Origin of the sequence: Klenkia sp. PcliD-1-E (assembly GCF_024124375.1) — a bacterium.
Lineage (GTDB): Bacteria > Actinomycetota > Actinomycetes > Mycobacteriales > Geodermatophilaceae > Klenkia.
This window is the reverse complement of sequence record NZ_JAMXRZ010000005.1, coordinates 42,538-60,651: the sequence shown is the minus strand read 5'-3', so window position 1 is coordinate 60,651 and position 18,114 is coordinate 42,538. Positions and strand designations below refer to the sequence as shown.

18 protein-coding genes are annotated in these 18,114 nt (G+C 75.0%); 14 read left to right on the top strand and 4 right to left on the bottom strand.

Annotation, left to right across the window (positions count from 1 at the left end; genetic code table 11):
• The 11 genes from NH342_RS02460 (at position 1) to NH342_RS24030 (ending at position 10,690) form a co-directional block, all read left to right on the top strand.
• Positions 1-840, top strand: coding sequence for an alpha/beta fold hydrolase (locus NH342_RS02460; RefSeq protein WP_253010912.1), 840 nt, complete (start codon positions 1-3; stop codon positions 838-840).
• On the top strand, positions 837-1,790 hold the full coding sequence (locus NH342_RS02455) for a ketopantoate reductase family protein (RefSeq protein ID WP_253010910.1): 954 nt from the start codon (positions 837-839) through the stop codon (positions 1,788-1,790). Before NH342_RS02460 ends, NH342_RS02455 begins: the two co-directional genes overlap by 4 nt.
• Complete coding sequence (locus tag NH342_RS02450; protein ID WP_253010908.1) at positions 1,787-2,833, top strand: zinc-binding dehydrogenase; 1,047 nt, start codon at positions 1,787-1,789, stop codon at positions 2,831-2,833. Before NH342_RS02455 ends, NH342_RS02450 begins: the two co-directional genes overlap by 4 nt.
• Positions 2,830-4,047, top strand: a complete 1,218-nt coding sequence (locus NH342_RS02445; RefSeq protein WP_253010906.1) for a methylaspartate ammonia-lyase — start codon at positions 2,830-2,832, stop codon at positions 4,045-4,047. The genes NH342_RS02450 and NH342_RS02445 overlap by 4 nt, the downstream gene beginning before the upstream one ends.
• On the top strand, positions 4,044-5,384 hold the full coding sequence (locus NH342_RS02440; protein ID WP_253010904.1) for a M20/M25/M40 family metallo-hydrolase: 1,341 nt from the start codon (positions 4,044-4,046) through the stop codon (positions 5,382-5,384). Before NH342_RS02445 ends, NH342_RS02440 begins: the two co-directional genes overlap by 4 nt.
• Complete coding sequence (locus NH342_RS02435; protein ID WP_253010902.1) at positions 5,381-6,577, top strand: dipeptidase; 1,197 nt, start codon at positions 5,381-5,383, stop codon at positions 6,575-6,577. Before NH342_RS02440 ends, NH342_RS02435 begins: the two co-directional genes overlap by 4 nt.
• A 99-nt stretch (positions 6,578-6,676) precedes the next feature.
• Positions 6,677-7,699 carry an LLM class flavin-dependent oxidoreductase gene (locus NH342_RS02430; protein WP_253010901.1) on the top strand — a complete coding sequence of 341 codons (1,023 nt, stop codon included), beginning with the start codon at positions 6,677-6,679 and terminating at the stop codon, positions 7,697-7,699.
• Positions 7,700-7,735: 36 nt separating this feature from the next.
• Positions 7,736-8,353: a hypothetical protein gene (locus NH342_RS02425; RefSeq protein WP_253010940.1), complete on the top strand. Its 618-nt coding sequence runs from the start codon at positions 7,736-7,738 to the stop codon at positions 8,351-8,353.
• Positions 8,346-8,738, top strand: a complete 393-nt coding sequence (locus NH342_RS02420) for a hypothetical protein (RefSeq protein WP_253010899.1) — start codon at positions 8,346-8,348, stop codon at positions 8,736-8,738. Before NH342_RS02425 ends, NH342_RS02420 begins: the two co-directional genes overlap by 8 nt.
• Positions 8,739-8,747: 9 nt before the next feature.
• Positions 8,748-9,434 carry a response regulator transcription factor gene (locus NH342_RS02415; protein WP_253010897.1) on the top strand — a complete coding sequence of 229 codons (687 nt, stop codon included), beginning with the start codon at positions 8,748-8,750 and terminating at the stop codon, positions 9,432-9,434.
• On the top strand, positions 9,431-10,690 hold the full coding sequence (locus NH342_RS24030; protein ID WP_253010895.1) for a HAMP domain-containing sensor histidine kinase: 1,260 nt from the start codon (positions 9,431-9,433) through the stop codon (positions 10,688-10,690). Before NH342_RS02415 ends, NH342_RS24030 begins: the two co-directional genes overlap by 4 nt.
• On the opposite strand, the gene NH342_RS02405 is transcribed toward NH342_RS24030, so the two are convergent.
• Entirely contained in the window at positions 10,691-11,656 is a 966-nt protein-coding gene (locus tag NH342_RS02405; protein WP_253010893.1) for a serine/threonine-protein kinase, read from the bottom strand.
• Positions 11,657-11,715: 59 nt separating this feature from the next.
• On the opposite strand from NH342_RS02405, the gene NH342_RS02400 reads away from it, so the two are divergent.
• Positions 11,716-12,165: an NUDIX domain-containing protein gene (locus NH342_RS02400; RefSeq protein ID WP_253010891.1), complete on the top strand. Its 450-nt coding sequence runs from the start codon at positions 11,716-11,718 to the stop codon at positions 12,163-12,165.
• 207 nt (positions 12,166-12,372) lie between these two features.
• Positions 12,373-13,605, top strand: a complete 1,233-nt coding sequence (locus tag NH342_RS02395) for a lipase family protein (RefSeq protein ID WP_253010889.1) — start codon at positions 12,373-12,375, stop codon at positions 13,603-13,605.
• A 54-nt stretch (positions 13,606-13,659) separates the two neighbouring features.
• Here the strand turns inward: NH342_RS02395 and NH342_RS02390 are convergent, their stop codons facing one another.
• The 3 genes from NH342_RS02390 to NH342_RS02380 are packed head-to-tail and all read right to left on the bottom strand — an operon-like array spanning position 13,660 to position 16,525.
• Positions 13,660-14,640, bottom strand: coding sequence for a hypothetical protein (locus NH342_RS02390; RefSeq protein ID WP_253010887.1), 981 nt, complete (start codon positions 14,638-14,640; stop codon positions 13,660-13,662).
• Positions 14,637-14,855 carry a hypothetical protein gene (locus tag NH342_RS02385; RefSeq protein WP_253010885.1) on the bottom strand — a complete coding sequence of 73 codons (219 nt, stop codon included), beginning with the start codon at positions 14,853-14,855 and terminating at the stop codon, positions 14,637-14,639. The genes NH342_RS02390 and NH342_RS02385 overlap by 4 nt, the downstream gene beginning before the upstream one ends.
• Complete coding sequence (locus NH342_RS02380) at positions 14,852-16,525, bottom strand: thiamine pyrophosphate-binding protein (protein ID WP_305884820.1); 1,674 nt, start codon at positions 16,523-16,525, stop codon at positions 14,852-14,854. The genes NH342_RS02385 and NH342_RS02380 overlap by 4 nt, the downstream gene beginning before the upstream one ends.
• A gap of 151 nt (positions 16,526-16,676) precedes the next feature.
• On the opposite strand from NH342_RS02380, the gene NH342_RS02375 reads away from it, so the two are divergent.
• Entirely contained in the window at positions 16,677-18,050 is a 1,374-nt protein-coding gene (locus NH342_RS02375; protein ID WP_253010881.1) for an SLC13 family permease, read from the top strand.
• Positions 18,051-18,114: the final 64 nt, after the last annotated feature.

The window sequence follows — 18,114 nt, the reverse complement described above, 5'->3', positions numbered from 1 at the left end:
GTGGACCTGACCATCAACGGCGCGAGGCTGGTCGTCGAGGTGCTGGGGGACGACGACGCCCCGGTCCTCATCGCGCACCACGGCGGCGGGGGCATCGGCTCCCTCGCCGAGCCGAAGGCCACCTTCGGGCCGCTGGCCGACCGGTTCCGGGTCGTCGTCTTCGACGCCCGCGGCTGCGGCCTGTCCGAGGGCGTGCCGCCCTACAGCCACGAGCAGTGGGCCGCCGACGTCGAGGGCCTGCGCGAGTGGACCGGCGCCGAGGAGGTCGTGGTGGCCGGCGGGTCCTACGGCGGGTTCATCGCGCTGGAGTACGCCGTCCGCTACCCCGGCCGGGTGCGGGCGATGGTGCTGCGCGACACCTCCGCCGACGGCTCCAACCTGGAGCTGGCCTTCGAGAACGCCCGCAACCAGGACCGGGTGGAGATCGACTGGGAGCGCTTCAACCGGTACTGGCACGGCGAGACCCGGTCCGACACCGACCTCAAGGAACTGTGGCGGGACCTCATCCCGCTCTACGACAAGGAGTACGACCCGGTGAAGGCCGACGCCGCGGTCGAGGCCGGCATCTACCGGCACGAGGCGCACAACTGGTGCTTCCAGCACAACTGGGGCTCCTACGACCTGAAGGCCGACCTGCCCGCGGTCACCGCACCCACCCTGGTCACCGTCGGCCGGTACGACTGGGTCACCCCGGTCAGCTCCTCGGAGACCATCGCCGAGCTGCTGCCGGGGTCCGAGCTGGTGGTCTTCGAGAACTCCGGCCACTCGCCGCAGGTCGAGGAGCGCGAGCTGTTCCAGGCGACGATGCGGGAGTTCCTCGACCGCGTGGTGCCGGCATGAGGTACGTCGTCATCGGCGCCGGCGCGATCGGCGGGGTCCTCGGTGCGCGGATGGCCCGCGACGGCGTGGACGTGCTGCTCTGCGACGCCGACCGCGACCACGTGGCCGCGGTCCGGGAGCACGGGTTCGCGATCGAGGGCCCGGTCGAGGAGTTCACCGTCGACGTGCCGATCGTGACGCCCGACGAGCTGCCCGACCGCATCGACCGGGCGGTCGTGGCCGTGAAGAGCCACCACACCCGGGACGCCGTCGCGCCGCTGACCGACCGGCTGGCACCCGACGGCGTCGTCCTCACCGTGCAGAACGGTCTGACGGCCGACCTGCTGGTCGAGGCCGTCGGCCGGGAGCGGGTCATATCCTCCTTCGTCAACATCGGCGCCGACGTGATGGGCCCGGGCCGGGTCATGCAGGGCAACGTCGCCGCCTTCCACGTCGGCGAGCTGGACGGCGGGCCGGTCACCGACCGGGTGCGCGAGTTCGTCGACGTGCTGCCCTACGCCCAGGCCACCGACAACGTGCTGGGCTACCTCTGGGGCAAGGAGGCCTACGGCGCGATGCTGTGGGCCGGCGCGGTCAGCGACCTCTCGATCGCCGAGACCCTGGAGCGCCCGGAGTACCGCCCGCTCATGCTCGCCGTCGCCCGCGAAGTGCTCGCCCGGGCGCCGGTGCCGGTGGAGAGCTTCGACGGCTTCGAGCCCGACGACCTCGAGGGGTCCCTCGACCGGCTGGCCGCGTTCAACCGGCGCAGCGCCAAGACCCACAGCGGCATCTACCGCGACCTCGCGGTGCGCAAGCGGAAGACGGAGATCGACAGCATGCTGCGCGACCTGGACGGCCCGGTCTTCGCGAAGATCGGCGAGATCATCCACGACATCGAGGACGGCCGGCGGGTCAACGAGGTCGCCAACCTCGACGAGCTCGCCGCCTTCGTCGCCGGGCGTGCGGCATGAGGGCCGCCGTGTACCAGGCGGCCGGCGTCGTCACCGTCGAGGACGTGCCCGACGCCGCGCTGGTCGAGCCGACCGACGCGGTCGTCGAGGTGCTGCGCTCGTGCATCTGCGGCTCGGACCTGTGGTCGTACCGCGGGGTCGTCGACCGCGCGCCGGGGTCCCGGTGCGGCCACGAGTTCATCGGCACGGTCACCGACGTCGGTGCCGCGGTCACCACCGTGCGCCCGGGTGACCTGGTCGTCTCCCCGTTCACCTGGTCGGACAACACCTGCCCGGCGTGCCTGGACGGCGTGCACACCCGCTGCGACCACGGGGGCGGGTTCGGCGCCCCGGGGTCGGACGGCGGGCAGGGCGAGGCGGTGCGGGTGCCGCAGGCCGACGGCACGCTGGTCGCCGTCCCCGGTGGCCGGGCCGGCGTCGACGACGCGCAGCTGCCCGCGCTGCTGGCCCTGTCGGACGTGATGGCCACCGGGCTGCACGGCGCGGTGCTGGCCGGCGTCGGCGCCGGCTCCACGGCGGTCGTGATCGGCGACGGCGCGGTCGGGCTGTGCGCCGTCCTCGGTGCCCGGGCGGTGCTGGGCGCCGAGCGGGTCGTGCTGATGAGCCGGCACGAGGACCGCGCCGCCGTCGGGCGGGCGTTCGGGGCCACCGACGTCGTCGCCGCCCGCGGCGAGGAGGGGATCGCCGCGGTGCGGGAGCTGACCGGCGGCCGCGGCGCCCGGCACGTCGTGGAGGCCGTCGGCACGCCGCAGTCCTGGGAGATGGCGCTGGGCATGGCCCGGGTCGGCGGGCAGGTCGGCGCGGTCGGCGTGCCGCACACCTCGCCGGAGATCCCGCTGTTCCCGATCGTCCGCCAGCACCTGTCGGTCGCCGCCGGCATCGCGCCGGTGCGCAAGTACCTGCCCGACCTGGTCGAGCGGGTGCTGGCCGGCACGCTGGACCCCTCGCCGGTGTTCGACCTGACCCTGCCGCTGGCGCAGGTCGCCGAGGGCTACGCCGCGATGGACCAGCGGCGGTCGATCAAGACCGTGCTCGCCGGGTGAGGATCACCGACGTCCTCGCCGTGCCGGTGCGCGGCGGGTTCTTCACCGACGACCAGGCCGCGATCGTGGCCGGCGCCCCGCACGACGGCTTCGGCTACGCCGGCGCCCCGCTCACGCCGGGGTTCCGGGCGATCCGGCAGCCGGCGCAGGCGCTGAGCGTGCTGCTGGTGCTGGAGGACGGCTCGGTCGAGCACGGGGACTGCGCCGCGGTGCAGTACAGCGGCGTCGGCGGGCGGGACCCCGTGCTGGACGCCGTCGGGGCCCGGGACGTGGTGCTCGGGCCGCTGGCCGACGAGCTGCGCGGCCGGGACGTGACGGGTTTCCGCGACGTCGCCGAGGAGCTGGCGGCGCTGCCGGTGCACACCGCGATCGGGTACGGGGTCAGCCAGGCGCTGCTCGCCGTCGCGGCCCGCGCGCAGCGCCGCACGATGGCCGAGGTGGTGCGCGACGAGTGGGCCACCGGCGTCGAGCTCGCCGCCGTCCCGCTCTACGCGCAGAGCGGCGACGAGCGGCGCACCGGGGCGGAGAAGATGCTGCTGCACGGCGTCGACGTCCTGCCGCACGGGCTGTTCAACTCGCTCGAGCTGATCGGGACCGACGGCAGCCGGCTGGCGGACTACCTGCGCTGGCTGGTCGCCCGGGCCGGCGAGCTCGCCCCCGGTGCGACCCCGCGGCTGCACGTCGACGTCTACGGCACGCTCGGGCTCGCCTTCGGCGGTGACGTCGGCGCGGTGGCGGCGTACCTGGCCGCGCTCGGTGAGGCCTGCGCGCCGTTCCCGCTCGCCGTGGAGCACCCGATGGACGGCGGCAGCCGCGACGGGCAGATCGCCGCGATGGCCGCGCTGCGCGCCGAGCTGGCCCGCCTGGGCAGCCCGGTGCAGGTGGTGGTCGACGAGTGGTGCAACACCGTCGACGACGTCCGGGCCTTCCTCGCCGCGGGCGCGGCCGACGTCGTCCAGGTCAAGACGCCCGACCTGGGCTCGCTGGTGCACACCGTCGAGGCGCTGCTGGCCGTGCGGGCCGCCGGTGCGGCCGCGTTCTGCGGCGGTAGCTGCGCGGAGACCGACCGGTCGGCGCAGGTCACCGCGCACGTGGCGATGGCGTGCGGTGCGTCGCAGGTGCTGGCCAAGCCGGGGATGGGCGTGGACGAGGGGTTGATGGTGGTGGGCAACGAGATGGCCCGGGTGCTGGCGCTGGCGGGGCGGGCCCGGTGACCGCGACCGAGGAGGTGCTGACCGACCTCGCCGAGTTCGTCGCGATCCCCAGCGACAGCCGGCACGCGTCGCCCGAGACCATGCGCGCGGCGGCGGAGTGGCTGGCCGGCCGGCTCGCCTTCGTCGGCGGCCGGGTGGAGGAGACGCGGGGCAACCCCGTCGTCCGGGCGGACTGGACCGGGGCGCCGGGCAAGCCGATCGTGCTGGTCTACGGCCACTACGACGTGCAGCCCACCGGCGACCTCGCCGAGTGGACCACCCCGCCCTACGAGCTGACCCGCACAGTCGTGCGCGGCGAGGACGTCGTCCGTGGCCGGGGCGCCACCGACGACAAGGGACCGGTGCTGCAGGTGGTGCACCTGGTCCGCCGGCTGCTCGCCGAGCGCGGCACCCTGCCGGTGAACCTGCGGTTCCTGCTCGAGGGGGAGGAGGAGATCGGCAGCCCGCACCTGGGCGACTACGTGCGGGCGCACGCGACCGACCTCGCGTGCGACCTGGTGGTCTCCGCCGACGGCGCGATGTGGCGGCCCAGCGAGCCCTCGATCTCCATCGCCTCCAAGGGCCTGGTGTCCCTGGACGTGGTGGTCACCGGCTCCGCGACCGACCTGCACTCGGGCCGGTACGGCGGCACGGTGGCCAACCCGGTGCACGCGCTGGCCCGGGTGATCGCCTCCTTCCACGACGCCGACGGCCGGGTCGCGGTCCCCTCGTTCTACGACGGCGCGCCCGACCCCACGCCGGAGCGGCGGGCGGAACTGGAGGCGATCGAGTTCGACGAGGAGGCCTACCGGGCCGGGCTCGGCGTCCCCGCGCTGGCCGGCGAGGCCGGTTTCGACACCCTGACCCGGCTCTGGGAGCGGCCGACGCTGGAGGTGAACGGGGTCACCGGCGGCGGCAAGTACTCGGTCATCCCGCACACCGCGACCGCGCACGTCACCTGCCGCCTGGTGGGGGAGCAGGACCCGGGCGCCGTGGTCGCCGCGGTGATCGCGCACGTGCACGCCCACGCCCCGGCCGGGGTGGCGGTGCAGGTGGTCGACGACGGCGTCCGGGTGCCCGCCTACCGGATCCCGCCCGACCACCCGGCCGTCGTCGCCGGCCGGGCCGCGCTGGCCGACGTGCACCCGGGCGAGGACGTGCTGCTGGCGGTCATCGCCGGCACGCTGCCCTGCACCGCGCTGTTCGAGGAGGTGCTGGGGGTCAAGACGCTGTTCTTCTCCTTCGCCACCGCCGACGAGCAGCACCACGCACCCGACGAGTTCTTCCGGGTGGCCCGGATCGGCGCCGGGATCGCGGCCTGGACCGGGCTGCTCGACCGGCTGGGGGAGGGGTCGTGAGCGCCGACGGGGGCTACGCGTCCTACGACTACCTGCGCGGTGACCTGCCGCTGCCGATGGTGCCGCTGGCCCCCGACGGTCCGCGGGTCGCGCCGTGGACGACGCCGCCGGCGCCCGAGGTGGTGGCGCGGGCCCGCGTGCTGGTCGAGGAGTCGCTGACGGTCAGCCTGCACGACCATCCGGTGCTCTTCCCCGCCGACATGGCCGACACCCCGCGCTACAACCGCACGGGCCGGCAGCACACCGCGTTCGCCGGGCTGCGCAGCTCGGGCATCACGATCGTGCTCGACGGGATGATGGACGGCACCGCCTGCGTCACCGGCAACGCGCCCTGGCAGTGGGACGACGTCGTGGTCGACCTGGGCATGCGGCTGGCCGACCTGGCGCACTCCGACGACGTCGTCGTGGTGCGGTCGGTCGCCGAGGCGGAGGCCGTGCACGCCGCCGGGAAGGTCGGGCTGGTGTTCGGCCTGGAGGCGGCCACGCCGATCGGCAACGACCTGGACAAGCTCGACGTGCTCTACGGGCTGGGCATCCGGCACTGCGGGCTGGTCTACTCCGACGCCAACGCGCTGGGCTCGGGCTGCAACGAGCCGGTCGACGGCGGGCTCACCACGCTGGGCCGGGCCGCGGTGCGGCGGATGAACCGGCTGGGCATGGCGGTGGACGTCGCGCACTCCTCCGACCGCACCGGCATCGACGCCTGCGCCGTCTCCGAGGCACCGGTGCTGTGCACGCACGCCGGGGCGAAGGCGGTGTGGGACATCCCGCGGCTGAAGTCCGACGACCTGCTGCGCGCGGTGGCCGGCACCGGCGGGGTGATCGGCATGTCCGCGGCGCCGCACACCACGGTGTCGCACGACCACCGGGCGCACAGCCTGGCGTCGGTGATGGACCACCTGCTGCACTGCATCGACCTGGTCGGCATCGACCACGTCGGCCTCGGCCCGGACACCCTGTTCGGCGACCACGTCGGTCTGCACACCACGTTCTCGTCGCTGCTGCAGACCGCGCCCCGGCCCGGTGCGCCCGAGCCCGAGCGGGTGGCCTGGGTGGACGGCATGGAGAACCCGGCCGAGTGCTTCCCGAACGTCGCCGCCTGGCTGCTGGACCACGGCTTCGACGACGACGACGTCCGCAAGGTGCTCGGCGGCAACGTGCTGCGCGCCCTGCGGGCGACCTGGGCCCGATGAGGGCCTGACCGGACCGCTGCCGCCGGGCCCGCCTGACCTGGTCCGGGCCCGGTGGCAGCCCCTCGGGAACGCCGGGGGCCACACCGCGGTTCACCGGTCGTGCCCACCGCTGACCAGCCCCTGCGCAAGCTCGGCTTCCTGACCATCGGGACCTTCGACGGCGACGACCCGCGCCCCGGGATGGAGGCCCTGCTCGCGCAGATTCAGCTGGGGGAGAAGCTGGGCTTCGACTCGGCGTGGCTGCGGCACCGGCACCTGCAGTACGGCGTCTCGAGTCCCGTGGCGATCATGGCCGCGGCGTCCCAGCGCACCTCGCGCATCGAGCTCGGGACGGCGGTGACCCCGCTGGGCTGGGAGAACCCGGTGCGGCTGGCCGAGGACCTGGCCACCGTCGACCTGCTCGCAGGCGGCCGCATCAACCCCGGCGTCAGCGCCGGCCTGCCCATGCGCTGGGACGACATCAAGGACCTCGTCTACCCCGACACCGCCGACGTCGAGGACTTCACCTACGAGCGGGTGCACCGCTTCCTGCGCGCGGTGGGCGGCGACCCCGTCGCCACCGCCGGCACCCAGGGCATCGAGGTGTTCTCCGACCGGGTGCAGCCGCACAGCCCGGGCCTGCGCGAGCGCGTGTGGCTGGGCGCGGGCAGCCTGCGCTCGGCCACCTGGGCGGCCGAGAACGGGCTGAACCTGCTCACCTCCAGCGTGGTCACCGGCGCCGAGGGCACCGACTTCGCGGCCATCCAGGGCGAGCAGATCGCCGCCTACCGCGCCGTGTTCCCGGCCGGGCGGGTCTCCCAGGGCCTGGTCGTCATCCCCACCGACACCGCGACGCGCGAGCAGCGGGAGAAGTACGAGGCCTACGCCGCGGCCCGGCTGCCGCGCACACGCGAACCCCAGGGCCCGGGCAGGCTGCTGTTCGCCCCGGACGTCGTGGGGACGGCGGAGCAGATCGCCGAGCAGTTGCACGCCCACGCCGGCTTCCGGCAGGTCGACGAGGTCGCCTTCGCGCTGCCGTTCAGCTTCGAGCACGAGGACTACGTGCAGATCCTCACCGACATGGCCACCCGACTGGGTCCCGCGCTGGGCTGGGACCCGGGCTCAGGGACAGCACAGCCTTAGCCTGGCCTTGAGCCCGCCGACCGGAGAGTGACCTGCATGCGAACCACACCTCTCCTCGCCACCGCCTGGGCCGGCGCCGCCACCGCTGCGGTGGGCCTCGGCTTCTTCGCCGTCGGGCTGCTCGACGCCGACCCCGTGCCGGCCTCGGCCGCCGCCGCCGTCACCACCGCCGCGGTCACGCCGTCCGCGGGCAGCCCGTCGTCGTCCTCGTCCCCCGAGGTCTCGCCGCCGGCCCCGCTCACCGGGCAGCAGGCCACCGACGGCGGCACGGTGTACGGCTCCTGCGTCGACGGCCAGCTCCAGCTGGGCAGTGCCCCGGCGCCGGGCTGGGAGGTCGACGACTCCTCCACCGCCACCGCCGTCGAGCTGAAGGGCGGCGACCGGCGCATCCACGTCACCGCCACCTGCGGCCCGGCCGGCCCGGTGTTCTCCGTCGCCGAGGGCGGCGACGACGACGGCACCGACGACCGCGGCGGGGACGACCGTGGCGGGGACGACGACCGCCCGGCGGTCACCCCGGCTCCCGGGTCCTCGCCGTCCAGCTCGCCGGCGTCCGCGTCACCCACCGCCGACGACCACGGTTCTGGCGGGCACGGCTCGGACGACTCCGGGTCCGACGACTCGGGCTCCGGCGGGCACGGCTCCGATGACTGAGCGGACCGTCACGCGGCCGGGCACGGCGACCCCGCTGCTCGCGCTACGGGTCGCCGCCGCGGCGACCGTCGTGGTGCTGGCCTGGCAGTTCGTCACCGCCGGTGAGCTCATCGGCCCCGGCGGCTCGGACGACCTGCACGCCGCGGGCGCGATCGCCCTGCACGTGGTCAGCCTGGCCGCCGCGGCCGCCGCCCTGTGGCTGCGGCAGCGGACCTCCGGACCGCTGTGGCCATCGGTGGTGGCCGTGGCCGTGTTCGCCGCGGGCTTCGTGCAGGCCGCGCTCGGCAGCTCCGGGGAGATGGCCGCGCACGTCCCGGGCGCGCTGGTGCTCACCGTCGGGTCGGTCTGGGTGCTGGCCTGGTCGCTGGCGCGACGGCCCGGCTAGCGTTCCCCGGTGGCCTCCCTGTTCGTGATCGAGGACGACGATCGCATCCGTGGTGCCGTCATCCGTGCGCTGCGCGACCGCGGCCACGTCGTGGAGTCCACCGGCACCGCGCTCGCCGGCCTGCAGCAGGTGCTCGACCGCCGTCCGGACCTGGTGCTGCTCGACCTCGGCCTGCCCGACCTGGACGGGGTCGAGCTGCTCCGGATGCTGCGGGCGGTGTCGGCGGTGCCGGTCATCGTCACCACCGCCCGCGACGAGGACGCCAGCGTCGTCGGTGCGCTGGACGCCGGCGCCGACGACTACGTGGTCAAGCCCTTCCAGGCCGGCCAGCTCGACGCCCGCATCCGCGCCGTCCTGCGCCGGGCCACCGGCCCCGACGTCGACGCCGGGCCGGTGGTCGTCGGTGACCTGTCGGTCGACGTCCGCACCCACCGGGTGACCCTGGCCGGTGCCGAGGTGCCGCTGAGCCCGAAGGAGTTCGAGCTGCTGGCCTACCTCGCCGCCCGCGCGGGGACGGTGGTCAGCAAGCGGGAACTGCTCGCCGAGGTGTGGCAGCTGCCCTACGGCGGCTCGGACAAGACCGTCGACGTCCACCTCTCCTGGCTGCGCCGCAAGCTCGGCGAGAGCGCCGACTCACCGCGGCTGCTGCACACCGTGCGCGGGGTCGGCGTCCGGCTGGCCGGGCCGGCCGCGTGAGGCGCCGGATCACCCTGCTGGTCGCGGCGACCACCTCGGTGGTGCTGCTGGCCTTCCTGCTCCCGGCGGCCGCGCTGGTGTCCCGGGTCGCCGAGGCCCGCGCGCTGGACGCCGCCCGCCAGCAGGTGCAGACCCTGCTCCCCGTGGTCGCGCTCGCCCCCGGGCTCGACGGCGTCACCGCCGCCGTGGACACCGGCCTCGCCGCCGGGCGGCAGGTCGCCGTCGTCTGGCCCGACGGCACCCTCGTCGGCGACCCGGCCGCGGTGCTCCCGGCGGCGGTCCCGAGCACCGCCACCACCGTGGACGTCGACGGCGGCACCGTCGTGGTCCAGCCCGTCGCCCGGGGCGGCGGCACCGCGGTGGTCACCGTCCGGGTGCCCGACGACGTGCTGCGGGCCGGCGTGCTGCGCACCTGGCTGGTGCTCGGCGGCCTCGGCGTCGTGCTGTTCACCCTCGCCCTGCTGGTCGCCGACCGGCTGGCGCACTCGCTCACCCGGCCGGTCAGCGAGCTGGCCGCGACCGCCGACCGGCTGGGCCGCGGCGAACTGGACGCCCGGGTCGAACCCGCCGGACCGGCCGACATCCGCGCGGTGGGGACGGCGGTCAACCGGCTGGCCGGCCGGATCGGGGAGCTGCTGGTCGCCGAGCGGGAGAACGCCGCCGACCTCGCGCACCGTCTGCGCACCCCGCTGACCGCGTTGCGGCTGGACGTCGACGCCCTGCCCGCCGGCGCCGGCCGCGACCGGCTGGTCGAGGACGTCGACGAGCTGTCCCGCACCGTCGACGCGGTCATCTCCGAGGCCCGCCGCCCGGTCCGCGCGGGCCTGCAGGCGCAGTGCGACGCCGTCGCCGTGGTGGCCGACCGGGTCGCCTTCTGGGCGGTGCTGGCCGAGGACGAGGACCGGGTGGTCGACGTCGACGTGGCCCCGGGGCCGCTGCCGGTCCGGCTGCCCGCCGCGGACCTCGCCGCCGCGGTCGACGCGCTGCTGGGCAACGTCTTCGCGCACACCCCGGCGGGCACCCCGTTCGCGGTCACCGTCGCACCCCGGGCCGGCGGAGGGGCCCGGCTCGTGGTGGCCGACCGCGGGCCGGGCGTGCACGCGACGGGCGCCGTGCAGCGCGGCGTCTCCGGCCGCGGGTCGACCGGGCTGGGGCTGGACATCGCCCGGCGCACCGCGGAGGCCTCCGGCGGTGCGGCCACGGTCGCGGGCGCCGACGGCACGCAGGTCGTGCTGGAGCTCGGGCCTCCGGCCTGATCAGCAGGTGAGCACCGCGGCGACACCCGGGAAGGCCGTCGCCAGGGAGCCGCCGAGCAGCACGCACCCGGTGAGCGCCGCCGCCGCCCACCGGCCCGTCGCGCGTGGTCGGCGCACCGGCTCCAGCGGGCGGGTCCCGCCGTCCGGGGCGGACGGCACGGGGACCACGGACAGGGCGACGCGGGGCTGCGCGACGGCCGGCTCCGGTGCCCCGGGCGCGTTGAGCAGGGCGACCAGCGCGTCGCCGTCGACGGGCCGGCAGGCCGGGTCGGGGTGCACGGCACGTGCCAGCGCGGCCCGCAGCGGCACGGGGACACCGGTGGGCAGGGGCGGGAGGGGTCCGGTCGGGCGCTGGCCGGTGAGCAGCTGGTGACCGAGCACGCCGACCGCCCAGACGTCGTCGACCGGCGTCGCCGGGGCGCCGAGCAGCCGCTCGGGGGAGAGGTACTCGCGGGTGCCCAGGAGCTGGTCGGCGGGCAGTCCGTCGACGCCACCGGCGCCCAGCGAGATGCCGAAGTCGGTCAGCCGGGCCCGGCCGCCCGCGTCGAGCAGGACGTTGCCCGGCTTGACGTCGCGGTGCACGACCCCGGCCCGGTGCGCGGCCGCCAGTGCCTGGGCGACCTGGACCAGCAGTGGACCGGCCTCGGCGGCCGGGAGGACCGGACGGCGGTGCAGCAGCTGCGCCAGCGACCCGGCGGCCAGCTCGAGGACCAGGTAGTGCCAACCCGCGTCGGCACCCGCGTCGAGCACCGGCAGCACGCCGGGGTGGCGCACCGCGGCGTGCCGGCGTCCCTCGGCCCGGAACCGGTCGACCGCGTCGGCCGGGCTGTCCGGGGGGAGCAGCTTGACCGCGACGGGCCGGTCGAGCACCCGGTCGTGCGCGCGGTGCACCACGGCCATCCCGCCGGCGCCCAGCAGGTGGCCCAGCTCGTAGCGGTCGGCGAGCAGTGCGGGGGGAGCAGCCACCCCCTGACCGTCGCCCGCCCAGGGTCAAGGCCGGGCAAAGACCGGGTCAAGATGGGTCCGTGCCACGACGCAGTGCCGGGATCCTGCTGTTCCGCCGCGACCCGGAGCTGCAGGTGCTGCTGGGCCACATGGGCGGGCCGTTCTGGGCGCGCAAGGACGACCACGCCTGGTCCATCCCGAAGGGCGAGCACGACGACGGCGAGGACGCCGAGGCCGCCGCCCGCCGCGAGTTCGCCGAGGAGACCGGCCACCCCGCACCGGACCTGCTGGTCCCGCTCGGTGTCGTCCGCGGGTCCAAGGTGCTCACCGTCTGGGCCGCCGAGGGCGACCTGGACGCCGACGCCGTCGTCAGCAACACCTTCGAGCTGGAGTGGCCACCGCGCTCGGGCCGGCTGCAGAGCTACCCGGAGATCGACCGGGCCGCCTGGCTGGACCTGGAGACCGCCCGCACGAAGCTGGTGAAGGGTCAGCTGCCGTTCCTGGACCGGCTCGCGGAGCTGGCGCGCTGAACCTGGCCGGTCACCCTCCGTCCCGGTTCGCGACGGCAGGGTGTTCCCCCACGACGTCGTGCGCTGCCCACCGGGTGTGGGCAGAGCGCGAGGTCCGCGCAGAAGGTGTCCCGCCCGGCGGGTGGCGATGGCCGGGGCGTGACCTCGGGCAGGCCGGCTCGTTGGTGTGAATGACCGTCACGGACAAACCGACACCGGAGTCGCCTGATGTCCCGTCGTCTCGCCCTCGCCGTGCTCACCGCTGGCGCCCTCGCGCTCACGACCTCACCGGCCCAGGCCGCCCCGGCCGTGGCGGACCTGACCCCCGCCACCGTGGTCCCCGCGCCCACCGCCCAGGTCGACCCCTTCTACGACCCGCCCGCACCCACCGGCGGGCCGGGCACCGTGCTGCGCACCCGCCCGGCCGCCGTCCCGCTGGCCGGCGTGCTGCCGTTCACCGCGACGACGGTGCTCTACACCTCCACCAGCGCGACGGGGGAGCCCGAGGTCGTCTCGGGCACGGTCTTCACGCCCGTGCTGGGCAGCAACGCGGGCACCGTGCTGGCCATCGCGCCGGGCACCCAGGGGCTGGGTCCGCAGTGCGCACCCAGCAGGCAGTTCGTCGCCGGCACCGAGTACGAACTCGCCTCGGTCGCGGCCGGGCTGGCGCAGGGGTGGACGGTCGCCGTCACCGACTACGACGGCTACCTGAACGGGGGCTCGCCGACCTACACGACCGGCCCGGCCATGGCGCACGCCGTCCTCGACCTGGCGCGTGCCGCGTCCGCCGTCCCCGGTGCCCGCAGCACCGACGACTCCCCGGTCCTGCTGCAGGGCTACTCGCAGGGCGGCGGCGGTGCGGCGTGGGCGGCGTCGTCGGCCCCGGAGTACGCCCCCGACCTGCACCTGCGGGGCGCGGCGGTCGGCGGGGTGCCGGCCGACCTGGGTGCGCTGGCCCGGAGCCTGGACGGCGGACCGGCCGCCTACTTCGGCCTGCTCGGCGTCATCGGCCTGGACGCCGCGTACCCGGACGCCGTCCGGCTGGACGGGCGGCTCAGCGACCGCGGCCGGGCCCTGGTGGCGCAGTTGCGCACCGAGTGCGTGGGCGGCGCGGGCACGCTGACCACCGCGTTCAGCTCGGTGCAGGACTACACCGCCGACGGCTCGACCCTGGAGCAGCTGCTCGCCGATCCCGACATCGCCGCGGTGATCGCGGAGAACGACCTCGGCGCCCGGCCCGCGCCGACCGTGCCGATCCACCAGTCGCACGCCGGGGCCGACGAGGTCGTCGCGCTCGGCCAGGCGCAGCAATTGCACCAGACCTGGTGCGCGGCCGGGGTCACCACCCGGCTGGACCTGCTGCCCGCCGAGCACGTCACCGGGCTGCCGCAGAGCCTGCCGCTGTTCGGCGCCTGGCTGGGGGCGCTGTCGCGGGGCCTCCCGGTGGTGCCCTCCTGCTGACCGCGGGCACCGGTGTCGACACGGCGACGAACCGACATGTCGACACCGGGCGTCCTACACCACGACCGAGGACAGGGACTCGGGGGCGAACAGCTCCTCGGGCTCGTACCTGCGGGCCGCCAACCCCTGCTCGTGGGAGTAGCGGAGGAACGTGTCGAGGGTCGTGCGGTTGCGCTCCACCCCGTAGGGCCACCAGTCCTCGCCCAGCACCTCGACCGTCCGCTCGGCCTCGGCCCACGACCAGGGCAGGGCCGAGGGCAGGGCAGCCGTCTCGCCGATGCCGGCCACGCCGACCCGCTTGGCTTCGGCGCAGGCCTTCACCAGCTCCTGGGCCAGCCACCGGTACCGCTCGTGCACGTCCCGCCGGATCACCAGCACGTGCATGATCGGGAAGACCCCGGTGCGCCTGAAGTAGTCGGCCTCGACCGCGCGCGGGTCGGCGAACAACCGGCGGACCCCCGAGCCGAGCGTGCCGGGGTTGCGGGCGCTGTGCACGGCGTCGAGCTGGCCGTCGGCCAGCATCCGCGACAGCGTCGCCCCGGGGCCGATGGGCTGGACCTCGACGTCCTCGGGCAGGTCCAGCGGGACCTTCTCCACCCGTCCCGGGGTGTCGAGCCCCCCGGACCGGTAGCGCACCGCGGACACGGGCAAGCCGTGGTGCTCGGCGAGGATCCCTCGCACCCAGACGGCCGCGGTGATCTGGTACTCGGGCACCCCGATCAGCCCACCGGCCAGCTGAGCCGGGTCGGTGACCGGGGAGTCCGTGGGGACGTAGACGGCGCTGTGCCGGAAGGCCCGCGACGGGAACACCGGGACGGCGACGAACGGCGCCCCGCGCGAGAGGGTCAGCACGTAGGTCGACATCGACAGCTCCGCGACCTCGAACTCCTGGTGGGCGACCATCCGGTGGAAGGTCTCCTCGACCGGCAGGTCCAGGCAGTTGAGGTCGACGCCCGCGACCTGCACGCGACCGTCGAACAGCGGGCGGAACCGGTCGTAGGCCTGCACGGCCATGGTCAGGTGCGGGCGGGTCACGGCAGCCTCCGGAGCAGGGCGTCGACGGCGGGGATGCCGACGAAGACGGCCAGCGGGACGAGCACCGCCGAGCTGGCCAGGGACTGGACGACCACCGGCAGGTGGGCCAGTGCAGGGGCGGCCCACAGGCCGTAGACCATGGAGAACGGGAACAGGCCGGCCCACACCACCAGCGCCGTCAGCCAGCGCGGTCGGCCCTTCGGCGGGGTGCTCACCGGGCGGCCGGGGGGAGCAGGCCGGGCGGCAGGCCGTACATCTGGTCCTGCACCACCTCGACGACCGCGGGGAGGTCCTGGGCCAGCGCCGCCCGCAGGGCCGGGCCCACCTCCTCGTCGGTGGTCGCCCGGGCGCCGAACGCCCCCAGCGACCGGGCGAACTCCGCGAAGTCGGGGTTGCCGTAGAAGACCCCCAGGTAGCGGCCGCCGTGCGCGGAGCGCTGCCGGTCGCGGGTGTTGCCGTAGGCGTCGTTGTTGACGACGACGTTCACGGTGGGGATGCGCTCGCGCACCGCGGTCTCGAGGTCCTGGGCGACCATCCAGAAACTGCCGTCGCCGCTGACGGTCACCACCCGGAGGTCCGGGCGGGCCAGCGCCATGCCCAGCCCGGCCGGGAAACCCCAGGCCATCGCCCCGCCGGCGGACCCGGCGAAGCTGCCCGCGCGGGGCAGCCGGAGGTAGCGGTGGCTCCACGGGCCGAAGCTCGGCGCGTCCTGCACCAGCAGGTGCCCCGGGGTGTCGGCGAGCTCCTGCAGCGCGCGGACCAGGGCCGTGCTGCTGACCTTGCCGGCCGGGTCGTCGTCGGCCAGTGCCGGTGAGTCCAACGACGTCGCGGCCAGGTAGCGCTGCCGCAGCTCGTCCCGCCGATCCGTCCTGGCCTGCGAGGGGGGTGGCAGCGCATCGGCGAGGGCCGTGGCCGCCAGACCCGCGTCGGCGACCATGCCCACCTCGGGCAGGTGCACGCGGCCGAGCTCGGTGGCGTCGACGTCGACGTGGACGATGCGGGTCGCCGGGTCCACCAGCGTCCACCGCTTGGTGCTGAACTCGGAGAACCGGCACCCGACCGCGAGCAGCACGTCGGCCTCCTGGACGGTCTGCTCGGTGACGTCGTGCGCGCCGTAGCCGAGGGCGCCCAGGAAGCCCGGGTGGTCGTGGGAGACCAACGACTGGCGCAACCAGGTGGTGATCACCGGCGCGGCCAGCCGGTCGGCCAGCCGGGTCAGCTCGGCCGTGCGGCCGGTGGCGCCCCCGCCGACGACCAGCACCGGCCGCTGCGCGGCGGACAGCAGCGCGACCGCGTCCTGCACCGCGGTCGGCGCGGGTGCCGGCGGGTGCGCCCGGACCCGGCGCGCCGGCTGGACGTCGGCTGCGACCTCGGCCTGGAGGACGTCGAGGGGGAGGGAGACCACGACCGGGCCGGGCCGCCCGGTGACGGCGGTGCGGACGGCTCGCTGGAGGAGCTCGGGGATGCGGTCGGCCCGGTGGACCTCGACCACCCACTTGCTCATCGGCGCGAACGTCGAGACGACGTCCATCTCCTCGAAGGAGCGGCGTTCCGTGATGGACCCGGGGACCTGCCCGACCAGCAGCAGCAGCGGCACCGACTCGTCGTAGGCGTTGTGCACCGCGATGGCGGCGTTCGCCGCGCCGGGCCCGCGGGAGACCAGGGCCACGCCCAGCTGCCCGGCCCTCGACCGGCCGTCGGCCAGGAACCCGGCCACCTGCTCGTGCCGGGTGTGCACGAACCGGATGGCGTCCTGCCTGGCCAGGCTGTCGATCAGGTCCATGACGGTGGTGCCGGGGACGCCGGCGACCAGGTCGACCCCCTCGGCGGTCAGGCACTCCACGACCAGGTCGCTACCGGTGCGAACGGGTGGGTTCGTTCCCATGGGGCCTCCGGGCGGATCCGTTGTGACGGTTGACACCTCCCGGGTGACTATGCCAGAAAGGACCTCTGCACCGCAGAAATAAGCTGCGAATGTGTCCGCCGTCGGCCGGGGCCCCGCCTCGCCGGCGCTCCCCGCTCAGGCTGGAGACCCCGTGTCCATCCACGTCATCGGTGTCGTGGCGCTCGTCCTGGTGTTCGTGGTCGGCACGCTCCGACCGATCAACATCGGGGCGCTGGCGCTGATCGCCACCTTCTTCATCGGGACGCTCGTCGCGAACGAGACCGTCGACGAACTGCTGGCCGGGTTCCCGCCCGACCTGTTCGTCCTCCTGGTCGGCGTCACCTACCTGTTCGGGCTCGCGGCGGTCAACGGCACCCTGGAGTGGCTCGTGGACCGGGCCATCAGTCTGCTGGGTGATCGTCCGGCCCTGGTGCCGTGGCTGATCTTCGTGTTCTCCGCGGTACCCACCCTGGCCGGCGCCCTCGGCCCGGCCGGTGTCGCCATGCTGGCCCCGCTGTGCCTGCGGCTGGGCGAGCGCTACGGCGTCGACCGCCGGATGGCCGCGCTGATGGTCATGCACGGGTCCTGCCTGGGGAACTTCTCGCCGCTGAACGGCCTGGCGATCATCGTCCGGCAGGTGGCCGAGGCCAACGGTCTGCAGGTGTCCGCGGCCGAGCTGTTCTTCGGCAACGCGGCTTACAACGTCGGTCTGGCCGTGGTCATCTATCTGGTGTTCGGTGGCCGCGCCCTGATCCGGGAGGGTCGGGACCGCGTCGCCTCGGCCGGTGACCTGCAGGCCCGCACCCGGCCGGCCGTCGAGGACCCGGTGGTCGCCGGTGTCGGTGCCGACGAGACCGCGGACGGTGAGACCGCGGCCGGCGGGGCGCGCACCACCACCCGCGCCCCGCACGTGGCCCCGGTGAAGACCCCGCTACGGCTGGACCAGATCATCACCCTGGTCGTCATCCTGGGCGTCGCGATCGGCGCCCTGGTCTTCGACCTGGAGATCGGGTTCCTCGCCCTCGTCGCCGCCGCCCTGCTTCACCTGCTCTTCCCGAGCCGTTTCGAGCAGGCCGACCGGCGGATCGTCTGGTCCGTCGTCCTGCTGATCTGCGGTGTGGTCACGTTCGTGGGTGCCCTGCAGCGCTACGGGACCATCGACGTGGTCGGGAACGGCATCGCCGGGCTGGGCAACCCGCTGCTGACGGCCTTCCTGCTCTGCCTGGTGGGTGCCATCACCTCGGCCTTCGCCTCCTCGGCCGGGTTGCTGGGCGTGCTGATCCCGCTGGCGGTGCCCTTCCTCGTCCAGGGCGAGGTCGGGGTCACCGCCATGGTGATCGCACTCGCCGTGTCGGCCACGGTCGTGGACTCCACGCCGTTCTCCTCGGTCGGCGCGCTGACGCTCGCCAACGCACCCGAGGCCGACCGGGGTCCGCTGTTCCGCACGATGCTCGCCTGGGGCATGGCCATGGTCGTCACGGCCCCGGCGATCACCTGGCTCGTCTTCATCCTGCCCAGCAGCTAGTTCTCTGCTCACAGGAACAAGCTGCTGGACAGCAGAGCTTCCTCCTGCTCTGCTGGTGGTCCAC